22 protein-coding genes are annotated in these 24,377 nt (G+C 64.3%); 10 read left to right on the forward strand and 12 right to left on the reverse strand.

Features of this window, described 5'->3' with window-relative positions:
* Nucleotide 1: 1 nt before the first annotated feature.
* Entirely contained in the window at nucleotides 2-1,366 is a 1,365-nt protein-coding gene (locus ACMGRF_RS00100; protein ID WP_414485518.1) for a VOC family protein, read from the forward strand.
* 146 nt (nucleotides 1,367-1,512) lie between these two features.
* On the opposite strand, the gene ACMGRF_RS00105 is transcribed toward ACMGRF_RS00100, so the two are convergent.
* Entirely contained in the window at nucleotides 1,513-3,027 is a 1,515-nt protein-coding gene (locus tag ACMGRF_RS00105) for an acetyl-CoA hydrolase/transferase family protein (RefSeq protein WP_049412239.1), read from the reverse strand.
* A 532-nt stretch (nucleotides 3,028-3,559) separates the two neighbouring features.
* On the opposite strand from ACMGRF_RS00105, the gene glnE reads away from it, so the two are divergent.
* On the forward strand, nucleotides 3,560-6,355 hold the full coding sequence (gene glnE / locus ACMGRF_RS00110) for a bifunctional [glutamate--ammonia ligase]-adenylyl-L-tyrosine phosphorylase/[glutamate--ammonia-ligase] adenylyltransferase (RefSeq protein WP_414485519.1): 2,796 nt from the start codon (nucleotides 3,560-3,562) through the stop codon (nucleotides 6,353-6,355).
* A gap of 174 nt (nucleotides 6,356-6,529) precedes the next feature.
* On the opposite strand, the gene ACMGRF_RS00115 is transcribed toward glnE, so the two are convergent.
* The 5 genes from ACMGRF_RS00115 to ACMGRF_RS00135 all read right to left on the reverse strand — a co-directional run bounded on the left by ACMGRF_RS00115 (nucleotide 6,530) and on the right by ACMGRF_RS00135 (nucleotide 10,254).
* Nucleotides 6,530-7,090, reverse strand: coding sequence for a queuosine precursor transporter (locus ACMGRF_RS00115; RefSeq protein WP_263467952.1), 561 nt, complete (start codon nucleotides 7,088-7,090; stop codon nucleotides 6,530-6,532).
* 75 nt (nucleotides 7,091-7,165) lie between these two features.
* The gene (locus ACMGRF_RS00120; RefSeq protein WP_414485520.1) at nucleotides 7,166-7,681 is read right to left on the reverse strand and encodes a hypothetical protein; all 516 of its coding nucleotides are present in this window, start codon (nucleotides 7,679-7,681) and stop codon (nucleotides 7,166-7,168) included.
* Nucleotides 7,682-7,713: 32 nt separating this feature from the next.
* A complete protein-coding gene (locus tag ACMGRF_RS00125; RefSeq protein WP_049412302.1) occupies nucleotides 7,714-8,217 on the reverse strand; it encodes a hypothetical protein in 504 nt (167 codons plus the stop codon).
* A 19-nt stretch (nucleotides 8,218-8,236) separates the two neighbouring features.
* Nucleotides 8,237-9,088: a DUF2145 domain-containing protein gene (locus ACMGRF_RS00130; RefSeq protein ID WP_049438925.1), complete on the reverse strand. Its 852-nt coding sequence runs from the start codon at nucleotides 9,086-9,088 to the stop codon at nucleotides 8,237-8,239.
* Between the two features lie 206 nt (nucleotides 9,089-9,294).
* Nucleotides 9,295-10,254, reverse strand: a complete 960-nt coding sequence (locus ACMGRF_RS00135) for a mitochondrial fission ELM1 family protein (RefSeq protein ID WP_099487349.1) — start codon at nucleotides 10,252-10,254, stop codon at nucleotides 9,295-9,297.
* A 126-nt stretch (nucleotides 10,255-10,380) separates the two neighbouring features.
* Here ACMGRF_RS00135 and ACMGRF_RS00140 point away from each other — a divergent pair, with 126 nt between their 5' ends.
* Together ACMGRF_RS00140 and ACMGRF_RS00145 are read left to right on the forward strand one after the other, a co-directional pair.
* The gene (locus ACMGRF_RS00140) at nucleotides 10,381-10,971 is read left to right on the forward strand and encodes a malonic semialdehyde reductase (RefSeq protein WP_099487351.1); all 591 of its coding nucleotides are present in this window, start codon (nucleotides 10,381-10,383) and stop codon (nucleotides 10,969-10,971) included.
* 86 nt (nucleotides 10,972-11,057) lie between these two features.
* On the forward strand, nucleotides 11,058-11,765 hold the full coding sequence (locus tag ACMGRF_RS00145; RefSeq protein WP_005415047.1) for a YceI family protein: 708 nt from the start codon (nucleotides 11,058-11,060) through the stop codon (nucleotides 11,763-11,765).
* A 199-nt stretch (nucleotides 11,766-11,964) separates the two neighbouring features.
* Here ACMGRF_RS00145 and ACMGRF_RS00150 read toward each other — a convergent pair whose 3' ends face one another.
* The 3 genes from ACMGRF_RS00150 to ACMGRF_RS00160 all read right to left on the reverse strand — a co-directional run bounded on the left by ACMGRF_RS00150 (nucleotide 11,965) and on the right by ACMGRF_RS00160 (nucleotide 14,022).
* Nucleotides 11,965-12,366, reverse strand: coding sequence for a hypothetical protein (locus ACMGRF_RS00150; protein ID WP_312547142.1), 402 nt, complete (start codon nucleotides 12,364-12,366; stop codon nucleotides 11,965-11,967).
* A 237-nt stretch (nucleotides 12,367-12,603) separates the two neighbouring features.
* Nucleotides 12,604-13,401, reverse strand: coding sequence for a siderophore-interacting protein (locus tag ACMGRF_RS00155; protein WP_100477447.1), 798 nt, complete (start codon nucleotides 13,399-13,401; stop codon nucleotides 12,604-12,606).
* A gap of 60 nt (nucleotides 13,402-13,461) precedes the next feature.
* Nucleotides 13,462-14,022 (reverse strand): PadR family transcriptional regulator, encoded by a 561-nt coding sequence (locus tag ACMGRF_RS00160; RefSeq protein WP_414485521.1) that lies wholly within the window; start codon nucleotides 14,020-14,022, stop codon nucleotides 13,462-13,464.
* 545 nt (nucleotides 14,023-14,567) lie between these two features.
* Here ACMGRF_RS00160 and aceE point away from each other — a divergent pair.
* From aceE to ACMGRF_RS00180, 4 genes are all read left to right on the forward strand, one after another.
* Nucleotides 14,568-17,255, forward strand: coding sequence for a pyruvate dehydrogenase (acetyl-transferring), homodimeric type (aceE, locus tag ACMGRF_RS00165; protein ID WP_012478970.1), 2,688 nt, complete (start codon nucleotides 14,568-14,570; stop codon nucleotides 17,253-17,255).
* A 92-nt stretch (nucleotides 17,256-17,347) separates the two neighbouring features.
* Nucleotides 17,348-18,148 (forward strand): hypothetical protein, encoded by an 801-nt coding sequence (locus ACMGRF_RS00170; protein ID WP_414485522.1) that lies wholly within the window; start codon nucleotides 17,348-17,350, stop codon nucleotides 18,146-18,148.
* A 17-nt stretch (nucleotides 18,149-18,165) separates the two neighbouring features.
* Complete coding sequence (locus tag ACMGRF_RS00175; protein ID WP_414485523.1) at nucleotides 18,166-18,651, forward strand: AAA family ATPase; 486 nt, start codon at nucleotides 18,166-18,168, stop codon at nucleotides 18,649-18,651.
* Nucleotides 18,652-18,654: 3 nt separating this feature from the next.
* A complete protein-coding gene (locus tag ACMGRF_RS00180) occupies nucleotides 18,655-19,557 on the forward strand; it encodes a DUF4435 domain-containing protein (RefSeq protein ID WP_414485524.1) in 903 nt (300 codons plus the stop codon).
* 299 nt (nucleotides 19,558-19,856) lie between these two features.
* Here ACMGRF_RS00180 and ACMGRF_RS00185 read toward each other — a convergent pair whose 3' ends face one another.
* The 3 genes from ACMGRF_RS00185 to ACMGRF_RS00195 form a co-directional block, all read right to left on the reverse strand.
* Nucleotides 19,857-20,780 carry an HNH endonuclease gene (locus tag ACMGRF_RS00185; protein WP_414485525.1) on the reverse strand — a complete coding sequence of 308 codons (924 nt, stop codon included), beginning with the start codon at nucleotides 20,778-20,780 and terminating at the stop codon, nucleotides 19,857-19,859.
* A gap of 624 nt (nucleotides 20,781-21,404) precedes the next feature.
* The gene (locus ACMGRF_RS00190) at nucleotides 21,405-21,773 is read right to left on the reverse strand and encodes a hypothetical protein (protein ID WP_414485526.1); all 369 of its coding nucleotides are present in this window, start codon (nucleotides 21,771-21,773) and stop codon (nucleotides 21,405-21,407) included.
* Between the two features lie 484 nt (nucleotides 21,774-22,257).
* Complete coding sequence (locus ACMGRF_RS00195) at nucleotides 22,258-22,473, reverse strand: hypothetical protein (RefSeq protein WP_199161094.1); 216 nt, start codon at nucleotides 22,471-22,473, stop codon at nucleotides 22,258-22,260.
* Nucleotides 22,474-22,671: 198 nt separating this feature from the next.
* Here ACMGRF_RS00195 and ACMGRF_RS00200 point away from each other — a divergent pair, with 198 nt between their 5' ends.
* Nucleotides 22,672-23,313: a DUF1629 domain-containing protein gene (locus ACMGRF_RS00200; RefSeq protein WP_414485527.1), complete on the forward strand. Its 642-nt coding sequence runs from the start codon at nucleotides 22,672-22,674 to the stop codon at nucleotides 23,311-23,313.
* 408 nt (nucleotides 23,314-23,721) lie between these two features.
* Nucleotides 23,722-24,360 carry a DUF1629 domain-containing protein gene (locus tag ACMGRF_RS00205; RefSeq protein ID WP_414485528.1) on the forward strand — a complete coding sequence of 213 codons (639 nt, stop codon included), beginning with the start codon at nucleotides 23,722-23,724 and terminating at the stop codon, nucleotides 24,358-24,360.
* The last annotated feature ends 17 nt before the right edge of the window (nucleotides 24,361-24,377 follow it).

Consider the following 24,377-nt stretch of genomic DNA (forward strand, 5'->3'; position numbering starts at 1 on the left):
GATGAGCGCCTCTTTCGTTTCGCCTGATGTGATCCGCCGCCTGTTCGCGCAGGCCATGTCCCGCATGTACCGTACCGAAGTGCCGCTGTACGGCACGCTGGTGGAACTGGTGGAGCGGATCAACGCGCAGGTGCTTGCCCAGGACCCGGCGCTGGCCGCGCAACTGCAGCGCAACGACGAGCGTGCGCGCCTGGATGAAGAGCGTCATGGCGCGATCCGCGTCGGTACCGTGCAGGAGCTGGCCACGCTGCGCCGCCTGTTCGCGGTGATGGGCATGTACCCCGTCGGCTACTACGACCTGTCGGTGGCCGGCGTGCCGGTGCACTCCACCGCGTTCCGCCCGCTGACCGGCGCGGCGCTGGCGCAGAATCCGTTCCGCGTGTTCACCTCGCTGCTGCGCCTGGAGCTGATCGAAGACGAAGCCCTGCGTGCCGAGTCGGCGAAGATCCTGGCACGCCGCCGCATCTTCACCGACGGCGCGCTGGCGCTGATCGACCAGGCCGAACGCGACGGTGGCCTGTCGCAGGCCGATGCCGAGCGCTTCGTCGATGAAGCACTGGAAACCTTCCGCTGGCACGGCGACGCCACGGTCGACCTGCCGACCTACCACGCGCTGCACAACGCGCACCGGCTGGTGGCCGACGTGGTCAGTTTCCGCGGCCCGCACATCAACCACCTGACCCCGCGCACGCTGGACATCGATGCCGCGCAGGCGGCAATGATCGAGCACGGCATGGCGGCCAAGGCGGTGATCGAAGGCCCGCCGCGCCGCGCCTGCCCGATCCTGCTGCGCCAGACCAGCTTCAAGGCGCTGGAAGAGGCCGTGCATTTCCCGGATGCGGACGGTGGCGATGCCGGCACCCACACCGCGCGCTTCGGCGAGATCGAACAGCGCGGCCTTGCGCTGACCCCGAAGGGTCGCGCGCTGTACGACCAGCTGCTGTCGCAGGCACGTGATGCCGGCGGCGAAGGCAGTACCGGTGGCGACTACGGCCAGCGCCTGCAGGCGGTGTTCGCCAGCTTCCCGGATGACCATGACACCCTGCGCCAGGAAGGCCTGGGGTATTACCGCTACCAGCTGACCGACGCTGGCCGCGCCGCGCCGGAGCGCGTGGCCGATCTGCCCGCCGAAGTGCTGGTGGCCGCCGGCCTGGCCACGGCCGATCCGATCGTCTACGAGGATTTCCTGCCGGTCAGTGCCGCGGGCATCTTCCAGTCGAACCTGGGCGGCGAAGAACAGCGTGCCTATGCCGCACATGCCAACCGCGAGGCCTTCGAGCAGGCGCTGGGCGTGGCGGTGAATGACGAGTTCGATATCTACGAGCGGCTGCAGGCCGAATCGCTGGCGAGCCTGCGCACCGCGTGAAGCTAGAGCCGGCCGCTGGTCGGGCGCGCCGCGTGAAGGTAGAGCCGGCCGCTGGCCGGGCGCCGCGTGAAGGTAGAGCCGGCCGCTGGCCGGCTGTAGGGGGAAGCCGGCCAGCGGCCGGCTCTACCCGACGTCCGCAGCGGGTCTCAGCCCTTCATTGTGCCGGTATCCAGCCAGCGCTGGTGCCACGACAACGCTTCCGGCAGCAGGTGCGGGGTGTGCTTGCCGTAGCTCTCGCGGCTGGCACGGTCGAAGTAATCCTGCAACTGCGGGCGGAAGTCCGGGTGCGCGCAGTTGTCGATCAGCACCTGCGCGCGCTTGCGCGGGGTCAGGCCGCGCAGATCGGCCAGGCCCTGTTCGGTGACGATCACCGACACATCGTGCTCGGTGTGGTCGACATGGCTGGCCATCGGCACGATCGCCGAGATGGTGCCGTTCTTGGCAGTGGACGGGCTCAGGAAGGCCGACAGGAAACCGTTGCGGGCAAAGTCACCCGAACCGCCAATGCCGTTCATGATCCGCGTGCCCATCACGTGCGTCGAATTGACGTTGCCGTAGATGTCCACCTCGATCATGCCGTTCATGCCGATGCAGCCCAGGCGGCGCACCAGTTCCGGATGGTTGGAGATTTCCTGCGTGCGCATGATGATGCGCTCGCGGTAGAAATCGATGTTCTCCTTGAATGTCTCGTTGGCCTGCGGGCTCAGCGCGAAGCCGGTGCACGAGGCATAGCTCAGCACGCCGTCGCGCAGCAGGTCGAGCATGCCGTCCTGGATCACTTCGGTGAACGCGGCCAGGTCGCGGAAACCGCTCTTGGCCAGGCCGGCCAGCACGGCGTTGGGGATGTTGCCCACGCCCGACTGCAGCGGCAGCAGGTTCGGCGGCAGGCGGCCCTTCTTCACCTCGTGCTTGAGGAACTCGATCAGGTGCGAAGCGATCTGTTCGCTGGTCGCATCGATCGGGCTGAACGGGCTGTTGCGGTCCGGGCCGTTGGTACGCACCACGGCCACGATCTTGTCCGGGTCGCAGCGCAGCGCGGTATCGCCGATGCGGTCGTTGGCGTTCACCAGCGGAATCGGCTTGCGGTGCGGCGGCAGCGCGGTGCCGTAGTAGATGTCATGCATGCCGTCGACGCCGGCCGGCTGCCACTCGTTGACCTCGACGATCACCTTCTTGGCCAGGTCCAGCCAGGTCTTGTTGTTGCCGACCGAGGTGGAGGGCACCAGCGAACCATCTTCGCGGATGGCCGAGACCTCGATGACGGCGGTATCGATCTCGCCATAGAAGCCGAACCACACGTGCTGGGCGACGTGGCTGAGGTGGATGTCGATGTAATCCAGCTTGCCCTCGTTGATGCGGTTGCGCGCGTCCGGATCGCTCTGGAACGGCATGCGCATGGCGATGCCATCGGCCTTGGCCAGCGCGCCATCGAGTTCCGGCGCGGTGGAGGCGCCGGTCATCAGCTTGATCTGGAAGGGCTGGCCCTGGGCGTGCACCGCTTCGATGCGGCGGGCCAGTTCGACGGGAACGGCCTTGGGATAGCCGGAGCCGGTAAAGCCGCTCATGGCCACGGTTTCACCGGGCTGGATCAGCGCGGCTGCGGCCTCGGCGGAGACCACGCGGTCACGGAGACGCGCGTTGGCGATGCGATCAACAGACATGACGACAGTGTTTCTGGGGGGAATCCCGATTATCGGCCATCCTCATCCGTACGGGGGGTTCTACCTTCGTGGAATGGCTTTTCCCCCAGGGGCTCACCCAAACCCGCCGGTTTTGTTTTGCAGTGCAGCGTGCAAAGTGCTTTCGCAGCACGCACGATGGCCCTGCATCCCGACGTGGGGGAGGGAGCAGAGCCCGCTGGCAGTTCGCTGCAAGCGGGCTTTTTTATTGCCTGTCGCCCAGTATGAATACGCGGCTCCCAGTATCGGTGGTGCCGGCCGCTGGCCGGCAACCCCAGCAACCTTCGGCGGGATCATCGGATCTGCCGGCCAGCGGCCGGCACTACCAGGTCATCGGATCTGCCGGCCAGCGGCCGGCACTACCGGGTCATCGGATCTGCCGGCCAGCGGCCGGCACTACCGGGTCATCGGATCTGCCGGCCAGCGGCCGGCACTACCGGGTCATCGGATCTGCCGGCCAGCGGCCGGCACTACCGGGTCCGTCGCGTCCCGGCCGGGTCGATACAATCCGTCCATGACTCTTGCTCCCGCAGACCTGCCCGCCCCCCTGCAGCCTCTTGTCGACCGCGCGCTGGCGCGTCTGGCCCAGGTCCTGCCCGAGCCCATCCCGAGCGACCTGCAGCCGCTGCTGTCCCGACTGGCGGTGGCCAGCGATTTCGCACTGGACACGCTGGTGCGGCAACCGGCCCTGCTGGCGCAGCTGGCCACCCCCGGCTGCCCGCCGATCCCGCCACCGGTGCTCGATCCGCTGCAGCCCAGCGACTGGCCGGCGCAGATCCGGCGCTGGCGTACTGCCATGTCGACGCGGCTGATCTGGCGCGACCTGACCGGTCTGGACGACGTGGCACAGACCCTGGCCGGCGCCACCACCCTGGCCGAGGACTGCCTGCGGCTGGCGCTGGACGCCCTGCAGCAGGAATTCGCCCAGCGCCACGGCGTGGTCCGAGATAACGCAGGCACGCCGCAGCAGCTGGTGGTGTTCGGCCTCGGCAAGCTCGGCGGCGGCGAGCTCAACTTCAGTTCCGACATTGATCTCGTCTACGCCTATCCGCACGGCGGCGAATCCGACGGGCCGCGCGCGCTGGCCGCCGAAGAGTATTTCGCCCGACTCGGCCAGCGCCTGGCCAAGCTGCTGGACGAAACCACCGTTGATGGCTTCAGCCACCGCGTCGACCTGCGCCTGCGCCCGTTCGGCAGCGCCGGCCGCGTCGCACTGTCGTTCGCGGCGATGGACCAGTACTTCCAGCGCGAAGGCCGCGACTGGGAGCGCTATGCATGGCTGAAGGCGCGCGCGGTCGCCGGCGATGTCCAGGCGGGTGAGGCGTGGCTGCAGACCCTGCGCCCGTTCGTGTACCGCCGCTACCTGGATTTCACCGCGCTCGATGGCCTGCGCGAGATGAAGGCAGCGATCACCGCCGAAGTCGCGCGCCGCGAGCTGCACGAAGACATCAAGCGCGGTGCCGGTGGCATCCGCGAAATCGAGTTCCTGTGCCAGGCGCTGCAGCTGATCCGCGGTGGCCGCGAGCCGGCGCTGCGCGAGCGCCGCCTGCTGGTGGCGCTGGACGCGCTGGTGGCCGCGGGGCAGATCGCGCCCGAGGATGGCAGCGCGCTGCGTGAGGCCTACCTGTTCCTGCGCCGCCTGGAGAACCGCCTGCAGATGTTGCGCGACGCACAGACCCACGTGCTGCCCAGCGACGCGCTGGACCGCGAGCGCATCGCCGTCGGCCTCGGCTACCCGGACTGGGAGGTGCTGCGCGCGGCGCTGGCCGAACAGCAGCAGCGGGTCAGTACCGAATTCGCCGCGCTGCTGGCCCCGCGCAAGGGCCAGGCCGCGCCCGACGCGCTGGCCAACTACTGGCGCAGCCTGCCCGAGGGCAGCAACGCGGCGTTGCTGGCCGAAGCCGGTTTCCTCGATGCCAACGGCGCCGACCAGTCATTGCGTGATTTCGCGCAGGGCACCGGCGTGAAGTCATTGTCCGATGCCGCGCGTGCGCGGCTGGATCGCGTACTGCCTGCGTTGCTGCATGCGGCCACGCGTTCGCCGCAGCCCGATGCCGCGCTCAAGCGCGTGCTTGGCCTGCTGCAGGCGGTGCTGCGCCGGACCAGCTATCTCGCGCTGCTGGACGAACAACCGAGCGCGCTGGCGCGTCTGGTCGACGTGCTGGCGCGCAGCGCGCTGCTGGCCGAGCGTCTGGCCGCGTACCCGCTGCTGCTGGACGAACTGCTGGACGTGCGCGTGTCCGGGCCGATGCCGGATGCGGCCGGCATGCTGGCCGAGTGCCAGCAGGTGCTGGCGGTGGAAGATCCCGAATCCGCACTGCGCTGGCTCAACGAGACGCGGCTGGCGCTCAGCTTCCGCATGGCGATGGCCACGCTGGATGGTCGCCAGGGTGCGGTGGACAGCACGCGGCAACTGGCCGAGCTGGCACAGGCGGTGGTCACCACCGTGCTGGCGATGGCCGAGGCGGACATGTGCGCCGCGCACGGCGGGATTCCCGGCGGACGTTTCGCGATCATCGGCTACGGCAGCCTCGGCGGGCTCGAGCTAGGCTTCGGTTCCGACCTGGACCTGGTATTCCTGCACGACAACCCGGCCGGCGTGGAGGCCAGCGACGGCGCACGTCCGCTGGAACCGGGGCGCTGGTATGCGCGGCTGGCGCAGAAGGTGATGGCGCTGCTTGGTGCGGTCACCGCCGCCGGGCGCCTGTACGACATCGACGTGCGCCTGCGCCCGGACGGTGGCAAAGGATCGCTGGTGTCTTCGTTGGCCAGCTACACCGAGTACCAGCGCGAACGCGCATGGACCTGGGAACACCAGGCCCTGGTACGTGCACGCGGCGTGGCCGGTGATGCCAGCCTGCTGGCCGACTTCGAGCAGGTGCGTGCGCAGACACTGGGCCGCGAACGCGATGCCGGTGTGCTGTACGCCGATGTGTTGAAGATGCGTGGCCGCATGCGCACCGAACTGGACCGCAGCGACGCCGCGCGGCTGGACCTGAAGCAGGGTGCCGGTGGCGTGGTGGACCTGGAGTTCCTGCTGCAGACCGGCGTGCTGGCACGCAGCGCGCAGCATCCGGCGCTGCTGCAGCCGCGCGATACACCGTCGTTGATTGATGCGCTGGCAGTTATCGGTTTCGTTCCCGATGCCACGGCGCAGGCGCTGCACACCGCGCATGCCACGCTGCTCGACGTAGGCCTGGCCTGCACGCTGGACCGGCGCCCGCGACTGGCACCGACCACGCCGGCGATTGAAGACGCGTGTGCGGCGATTACGGCGGCGTGCAGAGCGGCAGCGTTGCCGTTCGGGTGATGGGTGCACCCATTAGAGCAATTGCCCGGGGATGATCCGCTGCTGGTAGGTGCCGACCGTTGGTCGGCACAATCTGTCAGCGGTGATGAACTCTGATGGAGCGTGCCGACCAACGGTCGGCACCTACCGTGCTCATGTGCCATCCAAGGTTGGCACCTACCAGAGCATGTGCGGTCAGCTGGTGGCGCGCAGCGGCGCCATCTTCCACAGCAGCGCGCGGAATGGGGCCAGCAGGCAGACGCCGATCGCCAGCTTCACTGCCAGGTCGCCAGCGGCCCAGCTCACCCACGGCAAGGTGGAACCGGCAAACGCGATCGACCAGAAAATCGTGGTATCCACCGTCGCGCTGCAGGTGGTGGCCACCATTGGTGCGCGCCACCAGCTGCCACGGCGCAGGCGGTCGAACACGGTGATGTCCAGCAGCTGGGCCACGATGAACGCCGAGCACGAGGCAATGGCGATGCGCGGGGTGGCCACCCAGATCGACAGCAGCACCGCCACCGCGAAACCGATCCACGCCACGCGGCGCGCCGGGGCCGGACCGAAGCGACGGTTGATCAGGTTGCTGACCAGGAACGCGACCGGATAGCTGAAGGCGCCCCAGGTCAGCCAGTCGTTGATCGGGTACTGCACCAGTACGTTGGACAGCAGCACCACCGCGCCCATCGCCAGCACCGCCAGCACCAGGGCGCGCGGGGTCAGCGGGGCAAACAGAGGGGCAGGACGCACGGACATGGCGAGCCAGGGGGACAAAGGGGATCGCCCATTATCCGCCCGGCCTGCGGCAAAGCCAAAACCGGTCGTTCAGCTTTACAGCGCTTCACTCATCACGTCACCGGCGGCATAGGCCGTCGGCACATAGGCCAGGGTCTGGCCCTGCGCGCTCTTCACGTTCCAGCCGGCACCGGCCTCGGTGGGGTCGAAATGCACCCGTTGCCCGACCACGAAGGCCGCCGTCGGGTTCTCGCCCTGCGGCTGCACCGGCCAGCGCAGGGTGGCGGTGTGGTCGGCCTTGTCGGGTACCTGCAGCTGCACCTGGCGCTCGCCCGACGGCGTGGTCTCCACCTTCTTCACTTCCATCGGCGGCAGCGGCACCGCCTTGGTGCGGGCAGCCCTGGCGTTGCGTTCGCTGGCCTTGAACGGCGCCTTGGACAGTTCGGACAGGCCCATCGACGCCGCCAGCGGCAGCGACAGCACCACGAACGAGGTCACGATCACGCTGGCCTCGCTGCTGTTCAACTGCGGCGCGGCGCCGGCATGGACGGTGGGCACCAGCAGCGCGGAGAGCAGCAATGCAGTGGTGGGAACGCGCAGGCAACGGAACATGGAGACCTCCTGGTCAGCGTGGGGACGGCGGCTCAGCGCCGGGTATCGAAGATGTCGCGCGGGCCGGTGGCTTCGGGCAGGTATTCCAGCGGGCGGCCCTGGTTGTCCTTCAGCTGCCAGCCCTGGTCGTTGCCGGTTGGCTCGAAGTTCACGGTCTGGCCCACGGTGAACTGCACGGCCGGGTCGCCGACGCCGCGCGGATACTGCATCGATGCGGTGTTCTGCGGGTCATTGGCATCACGCAGCAGCACTTCGCGGCGGCCATCGACGGTGGTGGCGATGGCACTCACCTCCATCTGCGGCAGCTTGATCTGCTGCGGGCGGGCCAGCGGCCGGCCGGCGTCGGCCGCGTCCTGGGCTTCCTTCGCTGCTGCGGCGCGGGCCGAGGCCACCATCTGCGTGGACATCTCCAGGCTCGGTCCCTGCGGACCCGGGTCGTGGATGATCACGATGCGGCGTTCGGCGTGGGCGGCCGTCGACCAGGCCAGGCCGGTGACGATCACCATCGACAACACAGAGGTAAGCAGCGGACGCATGTCGTTCTCCTCGGGGAAATCAGGGGGCGGCGGCGGTGGCACCGGCCACCGGCACATGGGGGATGACCAGTTCCTGCTGCAGCTGGCTGCGCTGGTGCAGGAAGTCGAACACCGATTCCACCGTCACCACCGAATAGTTGCCGGAGATGCGCTCGCCGGCCGGATGGTCGGTGGTGGTGGCGTTGGCCACGAACAGGCGCGCACCCACGCGCTTGCCGAGGCCGATGTGCAGCACGCTGGGCTGGTACTTCTGCTGGCGCAGCCACTGCTGCGCCTGTTCGCGCTTGACGATGGCCGGCGTGCCTTCGGCCTGCGCCATCGCCGCCGCCAGCACTTCCAGCACCCACTGGTTGGAGTTCTGGTAGTCGGTGGCGAACGGGTAGGCGACCACGTTGTACTTCGCTTCGTGCAGCGCCTTGGGCTGGATCGACGGCGATACCAGCATCGCTTTCAATGCAGCACGCAGCGGTGCCGAAGGCACGCCGATGCGCAGGTCGGTATGCCCGCCGCTTTCGCCGACAAAGTTGCCCAGGCCCTCGTGGTACAGCTGCGAGCGGTCGGTCTTGCAGCGGTTGAGCAGGTGCATCGCACGCCAGCGGCCGTCGTCCTCGCGCAGCAGGAACGCCAGGTGGCTGTGGCGCAGGCCGTAGCGGCTCAGGTCCTGGCCACCGCGCGCGGCGACCACCACGTCCACGTCGGGCAGCGCGTCCAGGCGTTCGGCGGTGGTCCAGGCCACGTCCAGCATCGCCGCCTGCGACGCCACGCTGGGGTAGCGCTCGCGGCATTCGGTGCTGTTGGCCCAGGCCGGTGCGGTCGCCAGCAGGCTGGCGATCAGCAGCGCGGCGCGGCGCAGGCGGGAAAAACGATCCATGTCGGTACCTTCAACGGCGGGCAGGCCCGCGCGCCGATCATACGCTGCTCAGCGCAGCGGGCGATCCACGCCCTTGCGCCGCGCAATCGGGTAGTGCCGGCCGCTGGCCGGCATCGGCAGGGTGTTCGGTAATGCGTGCAGCATTGCCGGCCAGCGGCCGGCACTACCGGGGTGCCAGGTACCTCGTTGCCGGCCAGCGGCCGGCACTACCCCAATGCCAGGCGCTGCTTCACTTCCGCCGCCACCCGCGCGGTTTCGCGCAGCGGCTCGATGCGGTCGTACTGCCAGTCCAGCCAGTGCGCCTGCAACCGCCCGCGCTCGCGCAGCTGCTGCTGGAAGCGCGCCAGCCGACCCTGCGCGGTATCGGCCAGCGCCACCATCACCGGCATGCGCGTGGCGCAGGCTTCAGAGAGCAGGTTCACCGAATCGGGCGACACCACCACGCGGTTGGCCCAGCCGAGCAGGCCGCCATAGGGATTGGTGCCGTCGCCGCCGTCGCCCCAGATCACGTGCGGCAGGTCGGCGAATTTCGCGCGCAGGACCTCGGCCAGGGCCGGCGGCGTACGTCGCGAGGTGGTCGCCAGCAGGCTGCCGCCTTCGCTGCGGATCTGCTCGGCCAGCGCCTGGAACACGCCGACCATCGCGGTCTCATCCCACGGCGCCAGCGGCGTCGGCCCGCCGACCAGCAGTGCGGTGCGCGGGCCGGGCAGGGTGCTGAAGCCGGCGAACGCGGCGCGGCCCCAGGCCAGCCAGTCGTCGTCCACCGGGTTGAGGCTGCCGAGCAGGGTCAGCACATTGCTGCCACGCAGGGCATCGTGTTCGGGCACCACCACGACGTCCCAATGGCGGGCGCCGATGCGCGGGTCGAGGATCTGCACCACCTGGCTGCCGCGTGCACGCAGCACGCGCAGGGCACCAGCGGCCTGGCGGCCACAGCCGATCGCCAGCGCCGGCGCCTCGTTGGCCAGTGACGCAAAGGCCTCGCCGTAGCCGTTGACATCGCCGGGCAGGCGCCGCGGCGACAGCCAGCGCCAGGGCGCGCGCGGTTGCAGGAGCAGCGGTCGGTGGGTGCCCTGGCGCAGTGCCGAGGCCAGCGCGACCGCCTGGCGGACATTGCCCGCGCGGCCATCAGTGACCGTCCATGGCGCGCTCGATCGTTTCACCATTGGCATTAATTCGTTTCAGCCCTGCTGGGTGTTGCAACAGTCGCGACACTCTACACTGCGGCTCGTCGTTTCGCCCCGCGCCGCCCGCGGGCACTGACTTCCTTTAGCCGCCCTGGAGATCCACTGATGTCCCACGCGCTCGACGCCGCTGCCCTTGACCAGCTGTTCCGTACGGCCCGCACCCAGAACGCCTTCCTCGACAAGCCGGTCCCCGAGAGCCTGCTGAAGGAACTGTACGACCTGGTGAAGTGGGGTCCCACCGCGGCCAACACGACGCCGGCGCGCTTCGTCTTCGTTACTTCGAAGGAGGCCAAGGACAAGCTGGCCCCGGCGCTGTCCGAAGGCAACCTGGCCAAGACCATGGCTGCGCCGGTCACCGTCATCATCGGTTTCGACCTGGACTTCCACGAGAAGCTGCCGTACCTGTTCCCGCACACCGATGCCAAGGCCTGGTTCGATGGCCCGCAGGAAGGCCGCCACGAAGCGGCCATCCGCAACGGCAGCCTGCAGGGCGCGTACCTGATACTGGCCGCGCGCGCGCTGGGCCTGGATGCCGGCCCGATGTCCGGCTTCGACCCGGCCAAGGTTGACGAAGCCTTCTTCGCCGGCACCTCCATCAGGTCGAATTTCCTGGTCAACCTGGGTTACGGTGACCCGGCGGGCCTGTTCCCGCGCCTGCCGCGCCTGTCGTTCGACGAAGCGGCGCGCATCGCGTAAGTCGCTGTATCGGTTTCGGGCCCGCTGTTCCGCGGCGGGCCATTGCTGCACCGTGTACCCACCCTACGATCCGGAGAGTTCCTCAGATGAGCGCCACCCGTAAACTGCTGCTGCCGCTGGCCCTGACCCTGGCCATCGCCGCCTGCTCCAAGCCGGCCGACACCGCTGCCCCGGCGGCCGATGCCGCCGCCCCGGCCACCACCGAGCAGGCCGCCACCCCGGCCGCTGATGCCGCTGCTGCCGCGCCGGCCGCCGAAGCGATCAAGATCGCCTCGGGCACCTACAAGCTGGACCCGAGCCACACCGACGTGCTGGCGCAGTGGAGCCACTTCGGCTTCTCCAACCCGAGCGCGCACTTCGGCAACGTCGAAGGCACCCTGGTGTACAACGCTGAAGACGTGACCAAGTCCACCGTGGAAGTGAAGCTGCCGCTGAGCGGCCTGAACAGCTTCACCGCCAAGTTCGACGAGCACCTGAAGAGCGCCGACTTCTTCGACGCCGCCAAGTTCGCCGATGCCACCTTCAAGAGCACCAAGGTGGAAGCGGCCGGCACCAACAAGCTGACCGTTACCGGTGACCTGACCATCAAGGGCATCACCAAGCCGGTCACCCTGGACGTCACCGTCAACGGCGGCGGCGAGCACCCGATGGCCAAGGTTCCGGCCGCCGGCTTCGATGCCACCACCACCCTGAAGCGCAGCGATTTCGGCGTCGGCGCCTACGCTCCGAACGTCAGCGATGAAGTGAAGATCCGCATCACCACCGAAGCCACCGGCGAAAAGCCGGCCGCTTGATGCACCCCGCTCACTCGTCGTGAGAAGGCAGAAGGCCCGCTGAAAAGCGGGCCTTCTTTTTGGGTTCTGGTAGAGCCGGCCGCTGGCCGGCTGCTTGCGAGGTGCCCGATGATGAGGGGGTTGCCGGCCAGCGGCCGGCACTACCCGGTAGGTGCCAACCGGCATCTGGTGGGTGCGGACCGTTGGTCCGCACGATCCCTCAGCGCAACGTACCCAACCATGCCACGCACGCTTCGCTCGGGCTCTGCTTGGCCTTCACCGTCATCCCGCTCACCCGCACGAACGTCTGCGCGGCCTGCGCCACCACCTGGCGCGCGATCAGCGCCGCCTGCTTCGTCGCAGCCTGCTGCTTGCGCAGCTGCACGATGTTGATCGAAGGCCGACCCACCGGCGCGTACTTCTGGTCGCGGCGCAGCACGTCGGCCACCTGTGCCACTTCGAATTCGGCCTGCAGGTAGCGGTGCTGTGCCTCCACCAGGTCGCGCAGCGGCGCGCGCAGTGCAGCGGTGTCGGCGAAGGCGGCCAGGGCCGCGTCGCAGGCAGCGTCATCAGCGAAGCGGGCACGCAGCGCATCCACGCCGGCCAGGGTCAGTTTGGCCATGTGGGCCTCGTTGCTGCAGGAAAGGAGCGCGATTGTCGCATTGCTTGCCGGCTGATGCGTTGAACCGGGCGGCGGCATACCCGTAGAGCCGAGCCCATGCTCGGCTCATCGCGCGCGAGGGTTTTCCGATGGCGGAGCGGAGAGCAGCCGAGCGTGGGCTCGGCTCTACATGGTCAAAGGTGTGCGGACCAACGGTCCGCACCCACCGAGCAGGGTCCGCACCCACCGGCCGCCCGGTCAATCGCCGTCGGTTTCGTCCGGGTGGGCCTTCCAGTAGCCGGTGGAACGAATCCAGTCGCGCGGTACGCCCAGGTGGCCTTCGATGAACTTGCGCATCATCCGTGCTCGACGTGATTCGGTGGCGATCCAGTAGAAGACATCACCGTCCGGGGCCTCGAAGTCGGTCAGCATGTCTTCCAGCAGCGTGCTGCTGGCCGCCGGGAAGCCGTTGCGCTCCAGCCAGTGGATGCGCACGTTCTCGTACTGCGGCAGGTCCTGGCGCTCGGCCTCGTCGCGCACTTCGATGAAGGCCTGCACCTCGGCGCCGTCCGGCAGCACGTCCAGCCAGCGGGCGATGGCCGGCAGCGCGGTTTCATCGCCGATCAGCACGTAGGCGTCGTAGGTGTCGGCCACCACGAAGGAGCCGCGCGGGCCGCCGATCACCAGCGTGTCGCCCGGCTGCGCGCGCTCGGCCCACGGCCCGGCCACGCCCTGGTCGTGCAGTACGAAGTCGATGGCCAGCTCGCCGGCTTCGTGGTCCCACCAGCGCGGGGTGTAGTCGCGGGCCGGCGAGGGCTCCTTGCCGGCCGGGTAGCTGCGGCCTTCGGCGGTCAGCACCGGCAGCACCGTCTCGCCCGCAGCGTTGGGGAAGAACAGCTTGATGTGGTCGTCGGCGCCGGGCGAATCGAAGCCGGCCAGGTCGTCGCCACCCAGCACGATGCGGCGCATGTGCGGGGTGACCTCTTCGGTGCGCAGCACGGTCAGTTCACGGAAGCGCACATCCAGGCGCAGGCGCGTGTTGTTGTGTTCGGTCATGGGGGTTACCTGTAAAGGTGTCGCGCGGGGGAACGCGGCATGGGGGAGACCTGGCTGGATTCAGTCTGGCTGGGTCGTTGAAATCGGTGGTTGCTCGCTACCGGCGGTACCGTTGAGCAGGGCCGAGGCCCGCGTCAGCAGCGCCGCCACTTCGTCCGCCTCACCCTCGGCCCAGCGGCCGTGGTGATGCACCAGCGCCCGCTTGAACTCGCGCAGGGCAGTGGCCAGCGGCGGCGGCAACGACGCCTTGGTGATCTCGCGGGCACGGTCGAAGGCTCGCCGTTGCGCGAGGCGTACCTGGGTACGCTGCACCTTCAGCTCGAACTCGCCGGCGGCGGTGATGCGGAAGATCCGCCTGCCGTCCACTTCCTCGGCCTCGATCCAGCCGGCCTGCTCGAAGCTGGCCAGCAGCGGGTACATGGTGCCGGCGCTGGGCGTGTAAGCCTGCATGAACTGGTTGCTGATCAGCTGCATCAGTTCGTAGCCATGGCGCGGCTGCTCACCGATCAGGGCCAGTACCAGCAGGCGCAGGTCGCCGCGGCTGAGTACCCGTGGCTGGCCGTTGCGGCGGGGCACCGCCGAATCGGTGGAACGGGTTCTGGGAGAGGAGACGCGGCTCATTTCGATATATCGGTAAACGAGTGTGCAAACGATATATCGATATGTCGAAAGCGACAACATCCGATCCGGCCACAAGCAGGTCCGTTTTGGGCCACGGGCGGCCGCGTGCACAGCAAAAGAGGCGCCCCTTGCAGGGCGCCCCGGCGATGCTGTGGAAGGGAGCAGGGCCGCCAGGCCCCTCACTCGCGGCCCACGCTGGACCCGATGCCGGTACCGTTCCAGAGGCAGGTGCGACATGTTGTCGCCGGTTCAGTACCGTTGCCCGAACCGCCCCTACAGCGGTGCCGGAGTTGCCCTACAACCGTCATCGGCAGCGGTAACACTGCGTCCTGCTCATGGGCGCAGCGGCCCGCAAGCGACAGCCCGCGCCGCCGCCAAGGCCTGCCGCAGGGCCGTCAGCGGGCCCGGCAAGCCCCTTGCGGACACTGGCCGGTTGCATCCATACGCCTGCGTAGCCAAGTGACGAAAGCCCTTGGTGCGCTACACTTTGCGGTCTAGAAATCTATACAACAGTCGCGCGCGTGCGTGCGGTTATGGGAGCGCTAATGAACTGGTTGAACGAGGTGCTGAACAACGACCCGAATCCTGTGGAAACCCAGGAGTGGATCGAGTCGTTGAAGGCCGTTATTGATGTCGAGGGCTCCGAGCGCGCGCATCAGCTGCTGGAAGGCATGGTGGAACTGACCCGTCGTTCGGGCGCCTACCTGCCGTTCTCTCCCACCACCGAATACGTCAATACCATCGAACCGCAGTTCGAGGCCAAGAGCCCGGGCAACGCCGAGCTGGAATGGCGCATCCGTTCGATCATCCGCTGGAACGCGATGGCCACCGTGGTGCGCGCCAACCGCAAGCCGGGTGACCTGGGCGGCCACATCGCCTCGTTCGCCTCCGGCGCCACCCTGTACGACGTGGGCTTCAACCACTTCTGGCGCGCCCCGAGCGAAAACCACCCGGGCGACCTGCTGTTCATCCAGGGCCACAGCGCCCCGGGCATCTACGCACGTTCCTTCCTGGAAGGCCGCATCAGCGAAGAGCAGCTGGACAAGTTCCGCATGGAAGTGGACGGCGGTGGCCTGTCCTCGTACCCGCACCCGTGGCTGATGCCGGACTACTGGCAGACCCCGACCGTGTCGATGGGCCTGGGCCCGCTGGCCGCCATCTACCAGGCGCAGTTCATGCGCTACCTGGAAAACCGTGGCCTGATCGAGAAGTCCGACCGCAAGGTGTGGTGCTTCATCGGCGACGGCGAGAGCGACGAGCCGGAAACCCTGGGCGCCATCGCCCTGGCCGGCCGTGAAGGCCTGGACAACCTGATCTTCGTGGTGAACTGCAACCTGCAGCGTCTGGACGGCCCGGTGCGCGGCAACGGCAAGATCATCCAGGAACTGGAAGGCGTGTTCCGTGGTGGCGGCTGGAACGTGATCAAGCTGCTGTGGGGCGGTTACTGGGATGCCCTGCTGGCCAAGGACACCAACGGCGTCCTGAAGAAGCTGATGATGGAAACCGTCGATGGCGAATACCAGAACTGCAAGGCCTTCGGCGGCGCGTATACCCGCGAGCATTTCTTCGGCAAGTACCCGGAAACCGCTGCGATGGTCGCTGGCCTGAGCGACGACGACATCTGGCGCCTGAACCGTGGTGGCCACGACCCGCACAAGGTGTACGCCGCCTACCACCAGGCCGTGAACACCAAGGGGATGCCGACCGTCATCCTGGCCAAGACCGTGAAGGGTTACGGCATGGGCAGCGCCGGTGAGGCACTGAACCCGACCCACCAGACCAAGAAGCTGGACGACGAAGCGGTGCGCCACTTCCGCGACCGCTTCAACATTCCGGTGACCGACGCGCAGCTGGCCGACGGCCAGGTGCCGTTCTACCACCCGGGCCCGGATTCACCGGAAGTGCAGTACCTGCAGGAACGCCGTGCCGCGCTGGGCGGTTACCTGCCGCAGCGCCGCCGCAAGGCCGACAAGACCTTCGTGGCGCCGAAGCTGGAAGCCTACGAGCGTCTGCTGAAGAGCAGCGGCGAGCGCAGCTACTCCACCACCATGGCCTTCGTGCAGAGCCTGAACATCACCCTGCGTGACAAGGAACTGGGCCCGCACATCGTGCCGATCGTGGCCGACGAAGCCCGTACCTTCGGTATGGAAGGCCTGTTCCGCCAGATCGGCATCTACGCGCCGTTCGGCCAGAAGTACAAGCCGGTCGACGCCGACCAGCTGATGTTCTACCGCGAAGACCAGAGCGGCCAGGTGCTGCAGCAGGGCATCAGCGAGCCGGGTGCGATCAGCTCGTGGATGGCCGCCGGTACCAGCTACTCGGTCAGCAACGTGCCGATGCTGCCGTTCTACATCTACTACTCGATGTTCGGCTTCCAGCGCGTGGGCGACATCGCCTGGCAGGCCGCCGACATGCGTACCCGCGGCTTCCTGCTGGGTGGCACCGCCGGCCGCACCACGCTGAACGGTGAAGGCCTGCAGCACGAAGATGGCTTCAGCCATCTGGTGGCCGGTGGCATCCCGAACGTGCGCAGCTACGACCCGACCTTCGGCTTCGAAGTGACGGTGATCCTGCAGCACGGCACCAAGCGCATGATGGAAGACCAGGTGGACGAGTATTACTACGTCACCCTGATGAACGAGAACTACACCCACCCGGAAATGCCGGAAGGCGCGGCCGAAGGCATCGTCAAGGGCATGTACCTGCTGACCGACGCCGGCAAGCCGAAGAAGGGCGAGCTGCGCGTGCAGCTGCTGGGTTCGGGCACCATCCTGCGCGAAGCCATTGCCGCCGCCGAGCTGCTGGACAAGGACTTCGGCGTGACCGCCGACATCTGGAGCTGCCCGAGCTTCAACGAACTGCGTCGCGATGGTTTCGACGTGGAGCGTGCCAACCGCCTGCATCCGGAAGGTGAGCAGCGCAAGGCCTACGTGACCGAGCTGCTGGAAGGCCGTCAGGGCCCGGCGATTGCCGCCACCGACTACGTGCGTGCGTATGCGGACCAGATCCGTGCGTTCGTGCCGATGAGCTACACGGTGCTGGGTACCGATGGGTTTGGTCGTTCGGATACGCGTGCGAACCTGCGTCGCTTCTTCGAGGTTGACCGGTACTACATCGCGCATGCCGCGATTGCGGCGCTGGCGAAGGAAGGGAAGATGACCGCGAAGGATGTGGCCCGGGCGATCAAGCAGTACAAGATTGATCCGGAGAAGGCTAATCCTGTTGGGGTTTGATTTCTTCTAGAAGTGCATTTCTATGTCACAAATTGGCTGCCGCTGAAACGCGGCAGCTTTTTTTTCACATATTGCTAGGAAGGATACTTGCAATGAGAGTGCTTCAGTTTTCTGCGAGTCGCGTACACGGTCGCTACGAATTCGATATGGATTTCAACGAGGAGCTTACTTTTCTTGTCGGAATCAACGGTAGCGGAAAGACTACAGCTCTTCGGCTCATGCAGGCGATGCTGGCCTTTGATCTCACGACTTTGCTATCTATAAAGTTTAGTAGTTTGCAAGTTGTGGTCCTCGCCAACGAATCTAGGTATTTCGATTATCGAATCGAAAGTGATAAGCGGACTCTGAACTTCTACATCAATGGGGAGGGTCTGAAACATAGCATTTCTCGTCTGGATGATGAAAAGCTGGCTATGTATTCAAAGGTGGAGAGGATTGAAGGATATGTTGAAGATCAGCGGGTGGATCTAATTCAACGAATGACTAATTCATTCCCAGCCTTTATGAGGCTCGGGCGTCCCCTATTCCTGGGTTTGGAAAGAAGAGCGGCGCGCGTTGATATTGAACCGTTCTATTTCGATGAAGACGTTTCAGCTAGCGATTATTCCGCGAGCAGAAAATGGTCGAGCAAGGGGCTGGTGGAGGGGATGGATAGCTCCCAGTTCCTTATTGAAAGAGCGTTTCGGAAGTACAGAAAAGCTAGTGATGGTATCGGAGGGCGTCTAACCAATACGGTTGTTGGTTCGATGTTTGATTACATCGAGTTTACTCCGGATGAGCTTGAGGGGGGGAGCGGAACGTCGCAGATTTTAGGGCGCTCTATGATAGAAGAAGGGAAATTGAGGCCCTGGCTTCTCGCCTCGGGGGGAGTTTGGGGACCGAAAAGCAAATAAACGAATTCTTCTCGAGGATGCAGGCGGTTCTTGCGCAGTCTAAAGGCAACCTCTCGATTGAGTGGCTTATGAATAGATCTCAAATAAAGAGAATACATAAGCTATTGGAAGAGATGGAGAGGCAGAAGCTTCAGGCTGAGCGATTCTACGCTCCGATTGAGAATTTTCTTGAAAGCATAAATGGATTCTTTAGCGATTCAAGAAAGATTGCCCTCGTTGACTCGATCGGGAAGCTAAAAGTGACGCAGGAGGGGGTTGACCTTCCTTTGTCGAGCCTATCGTCTGGCGAAAAGCAATTGCTAATAATGCTGGCTCATGCGTGGTTTGGTCGGGGCAGTAAAGGGGTGCTCATCGTCGACGAGCCGGAACTTTCGTTGCACTTGCGCTGGCAGGAGCGGCTCATTGACGAAATTTCTAAAGGCGCTCGTTGCCAGATGATATTTGCGACTCATTCTCCAGAAATTATTGGCTTCAAGAAGTCTAATTGCATACAGGTTGGCTAATTCATGGACGAATCACTGCGAAACGTGCTTCCTGTAAGGGGGCTTGCAGCTCGCTACGCGGAGGCCGCCCTCCACAAAAACTACAATGATGTCGATGTCTATGTGGAGGATACGGCTGAGGGGTACAGAAAATTATATTCGATTATTCTTTCTAGGTTAGTGACGGGCAATGGGGTTGCTCTCGACAGAGTCTTCCCTCTCGGCACGCGAGCTGATGTTATTCGAGCCGCAATAGAGGCTGGGGCTAGTGATTCCGACGCTATTTTCATAGTTGATGGGGATTTGTATCTCCTAACCGGCGAATTTGACACTCTACCTGAAGCGGTTGCAGTGCTTCCTAGATACTGCATAGAGAATTTCATCGCCGATCCTGCAGCAATGATTGATGTTCTTTATGAAGATGACCCTGAGCTTGGATTCGACGAAATCGCTGGCAGGGCCGGCTATGAGGGTTGGTACGCAGAGAGTCTTGAACAGTTTCGAAGCCTGTTCATATTATTTGGCGCTTGCCATTATTTGAGATCGGGAATTCAAACTGTTTCTCTGGGATACCGTTCCATTTGCGGTGGCAAGAATGGGGACGTTGATCCGGAAAAAGTGGCCGAGATCGTCGATAACATCACAGTCCGGCTTAATGAGATGTTTGGTGCTGACCGGGTGGAGGCAGCCAAGCGAATTGTTGAGGGGAACGTGGATCTGGAAAAGTGTTTCTTAACAAACTATGTTTCGGCAAAGGATTACGTCCTGCCACTGCTCCTCATGAGATCAAGGAGTGCGGCATTTACGAGAAGCTCTAACATAAACTTCAAGACACGATTGGCAAGGAAGTGTGGTCTTCAGGGGCTCGAAGCCATTGGCGATAGAATAAGGGTGATTGCCGAGAGAAAGCGGACAGCAGGTGCCTAGCGCACTTGCTCGCTAGCAGCTCGGTTCTATGGACAGCGCGGGATGCGTGCTGAGTCGAGATTGACTGGGATCGGAATGGCGAAGTTATGTCTTCTGAAAGGCGTCTGGTGCCTTAAACTCGGTGCCAGTGGTCCATCTGAGGATGAGTTGATTAGTGTGAATAGTTTGTTGGAGAGGCCATTGTTTAATGTCGCCGCTTCGCACGATACCGCATAAGCCGTGTCAGGATTTCTCTGGGAAGCGTCTGAGGCGAGAGAATCTGCTCGAGTCTAGGTCGCCGTCATTGGTTGGGACGTACCCTAGGCATCTCGACCGGAGGAATGGGCTGAATAGTTGCTAATAGACCGCCCATCAAAAACAACGTCTCGGTGAAACTCCATGAAGCTGAGCTGCTTTGAGGAGAAGGCGCCATAACGGACTGAAGCATCCAAGTTCAGACCGAGCCCAACCTGCACTTCGGACGGTAGGGTGTTCGAGACTAGCAAGCGACCGCTCGACGAAAAGCTAATCCAGCCTTGATCAAACAGCAGGTCCGCATGCGGGGCCAGCAATAGCCCGTTCTCGCCATCAACGCGCTCGCTATGATTGCTATCCGCCCATGGCTTGATATGGCTTGCGCGGAGGAATCTCAGGTCCTCAATGCCGGTCAGTCGGCAACCCTTCTCAACGCCAATCAGGCGCTCACGGAAAAGGCGTTGCTTCGTCCGCACTTCAGTTTCGCGCCTTGTGCTGGTCGCGCCGACGTCATCAATAGCGGTATCGATCTCAGCTTTGTCCGTCTCACCTGGGGCGAGGCCCAGCGAGGCTTCCAGCGATCTCAAGCGGAACACGATGGCAGATCTTAGCTGCCCTTCTCGATCTGGTGTGCCAGGTTGAACGTAGGAGGACTGGCACATGAACCTACCAAGGTACCGGTAGGGCCGCCCCTTGCCCATCATCTGAAACACTACGAGCGTCTTGCCATCCTTGGTGTGCTCGCCAAGTGCGCGGTTGCCCGCCACGTACTTCATGTCTCCGACTTGACCCTCGCCGAAGTAATGGAAAACTTCGTCGTCGTCCCAGAAGTCATGGTAGCCATGAGATACGCCGGCCTCGCCAGTGAAGGCAATGACTAGCGGATGCTCCTTGGGTGTCGAAATGCCACCTTGCTGCTGCCCGCCAAAGACGCCATGGATCTGCTTTTGACGGTTGTAGAGCGCGCCCACCTCGAATGGAAGTTCCATCCTAGATCCCTGTCCCAGAAGCCAAGTGCCCAGGATTCTAGCCAGAACCAGGTTGCCTGTGTCATTGATTGACGCGTTTGGCTGTTGGGGAAGATGGAGATGGGCGCTAATGGGATGCGGAATGAGCGCAGCCGCTCTCAGGCGAGCTCAAATTTCTCTTCCGTCTCTCTGGTGAGTCCCACCCATCTTTCCATCGCTGTAGGTCTATTGCATCGCCTGCAACCGCAGGCATCGTGACGACCAACAGCCTAGGGCCAGAGTTGTCCACGAACAGGATGGGATCAGTCCGCACGCTCACGACAAAGAAGCGCGCGCTGGAATCATGCTTTCCGATGGTGACTCCTTGGCAAGCCAGCTCTTCGGCGAAGCGCTTGGCTTCGGCCCGAAACATGGCGAACTCCGAGTCGGCGAGTCTTGCGTATCTCTCAAAACTCATTGTGGTGGGCGATGCATACATCCGACCTATGAGCGATCCCAGCAGCGCTGCCGCCGCCAGAGCAAGGAAAGTCCGGCTCGGCATAGTGAGGCCAGTGCTAGGGGCCAAATGGCCCAGGCTGTGGCGAATGTCTCGGACCGCGGATACGATCCGATGCATTGCAGCGGATGTGCGTAATGAAGCGCGTGCTACTCCCGCACCTGCAACCGCTCAGCCACTTGCGCAGTCAACGCTACGCACGCCATCTTCAGACCTTCCATCACCCGATCGCCCAGGTACTCCTCGGGCGCGCCGTTCTGCCGCGTGCGCTCCGCTGCCAGCATCAACTCCGCGACCACGCGCAGCCCGGCCACGGCGCAGTCTGCATCTGCCAGTTGAAGGCGACGCCCAGGCAGCTGATGCCGCTCCGGCCAAGGTTGGCCGTCTGCCGCCGCACCGGTTCCGATGCGGCGCAGCGTGGCGACGAAGGAGTTGGGATCGGGGGACGGTTCGCGCTCGGCATCGGCGTTGTCCGGATCGTATAACGCGTGCAGGGAACGGAAATCCGAGGTGCTCATGGCAATGCTCCGTACAGGACAGATAGCAGCGCCACCAATAAAGGTGGCGGACGGTGCGGGCTCGAAAACCGGTAAATGCCAGACCGGCGGGCCCGAAGGCCCCCACGCACCGCCCGCCATGGAACGCGAACGGATTGCCAGCCGACGCCACATGAAAGGTGACGTCGGCTGGCAAGCGCATACAGCTGGCATAAACACGGGTTTTCGAGTCCCGCGCCACCCTTTTCCGGTGGCACGCCAAGGTGTACTCGCATGATTGCGAGATGCCAAGAAACCGTAGGCCGCAGAGGCCGCAAATGCTGACGCTTACGGCATTGTTGCATGGCGCAGGCGTGGCAGAACCCTTGCGGTGCAGTGGTTTCGGTCGGTGTTAAGTTACCGCCCGAATGCGCATTGAAAAGCACGGTTTGCAGCTGTTCGGGATCCCAAAAGCGACACGTAGCCCACAGGGCCCAGTCGCGCAGCGTGTCGATTGCGACACAACTTAACTTTGCAGCGCCACGCCCGGCCGAGGCCACAGCGCATCGTCGCGCTCCAGGTCGTAGTCGCTGCCGAAAGCCAGCGCCGCGTCGCGTGGCGGAAGGTCTGCGTAGCAACTCAGCAGGTACTCATCCATGCCGGCATCGCGATGGTCGATGGCGAACAGGTGGAGGAGCTCCTTGTCGAAGGCTTCCAGCCATGCGGGGTCGATTCTGGTCATGGGTATCCTCCAGTGCAGGAGGAAGAATGGTCTGCCTCCGTCTCAGGGGATGCGATGAAGGGCAGAACCTGCTTCTCAGTCAGCACAGGGTGGCGTCAGCGGAAACCGTGAGCCTGTCGCATCTGCCTCGAAACGACCATGCCAAGAGGGGTAAGCTCCATCTGCGGTGTCATTGAAGGGAATCCAGGGACGCAAGCGATGAAGCGAAGCCCCACGCAAGGCCCTCAAGCGGGCCAGTTCTACTTGTTCTCACCAGATCTGGAAAGCAGCCGTCCTTTCCGGGGCGCCGAAGTTGAGAACCTGTCGGTGTTGCTCGATCCACCGCGCATCATTCTGCGCCCGGACAATGGGGGTTTCCAGGCGCTTCGCGAGAAGCCACGCATCGTCTTCGATGCTTCCAAGGGCCCTGAGCCACGTGACCTGGAGGGCGGCTTCAGCGGGTACTGGCTCGTCTCGGAACGGCTATGGCAGGTGATGAATTCTGTGGATCCGCATGCGTTCGACTTTGTTGAGTGTGATGTCCGCCTGGCCGATGGCACAGCTATGCCACGGCGTTTCCTGTGCGACGTGGTGCGTGAACTGGACGCGATAGACGAGGAGCGTTCAAGGCTGGATATCGAGGTCGATGAGGACTTCGTCAACGGAAAGTTCTATTCGATTGCGGGCGGGGCGAGTCTGGCCATTCGCTCTGAAGTGGTGCGAGATGCGCATGTCTTTCTGACTCCATTCAGCACCTTCGTGATCGCGAGCCGCGAGTTTGTTGATGCAGTTCGCGCGGCGGGGCTTCCCGCGAATCCTCGGGATAGCGGCATCTCGTTCGTGGATGCTGCGGAAATCTGACCTTGGGGAGCAGACTACTGATGAGTAGCCAGTTGCGGCGTGTTCAACAGCCGCACGGTTCAGTCAGGCGCGCCCGGCTGTAGCCACCGCCCATCGTCCAGCTGCAGTTCGTAGTTGCTGCCGAACACCAGGACTGCCTCGCGAGGTGGAGGTCCGCGTAGCAGCCCAGCGGATGCTCGTCCTAGCCGACGTCGCTATTGTCGATGACGACCAAGTGAAGGGCGTCCATTGGACGGGTGATCTACGTGTAATGCATTTCGTTGTCATCCGATACCGGCTGCTGCAGACCGGGTTACAGGAAAGTATGCCCATTCAGCACGCATCTTTAGGATTGCGAGTATTTGCTCCGTGACCGGCCCCCGGTAAGCTGTGCACAGTGCTGGAATCAGAATGAGATGGAGATAGCGCATGGATTCGACCTCAGCTAATCATCCCCGGAAGGGGGAGTTCTTTCTCCTTGAGGCCGGTGCAATCAGTGGCCCTGCATGCGGGGTCGTCTTCGAGAATCTGGATCGTCTGCTGTCTCCTCCCCGCATGATCCTGCTACCAGAGGAGGGAGGCATTCCACCACTCCGCGAGGTTCCGCGATTGGCTTTCAATCCCAGCTTAGGCGCACCGCCACGGGATCTGGAGCCGGGATTCAGCGGATACTGGCTGGTCTCGAAGCGACTGCACGACGTGATGATTTCCGTTGATCCTCACGCCTTCGCCTTTGCGGAAGTTGACTATCGGCTGGAAGATGGCAGCCAAGGCGACCGCCGCTACTTGTGCACTGTGATCCGGGTAGTTGATGCGTTGGACGAAGGTGCTTCCAAGCTCTTTATTGATACCTCCGAAGATTTCATCAACGGGAAGTTCTACGATCTTGGTGGTGGTGCAAGTGTGACGTTTGATCGTGGCGCGCTCGGCCAGGCGCACGTCTTCAAGACACCTTATACGGCCTCTGTCTTTTGCGACCACGTGTTCAAAGACGCAGTGGAAAGCGCTGGCGTGGCTACTGACAATGATGCCGATGGCATGTGGTTTATTGACGCTGCAGATATCTAGCCGCTTTGCAGCTGCTG

Origin of the sequence: Stenotrophomonas sp. EMP41 (genome assembly GCF_047495535.1) — a bacterium.
GTDB lineage: Bacteria > Pseudomonadota > Gammaproteobacteria > Xanthomonadales > Xanthomonadaceae > Stenotrophomonas > Stenotrophomonas sepilia.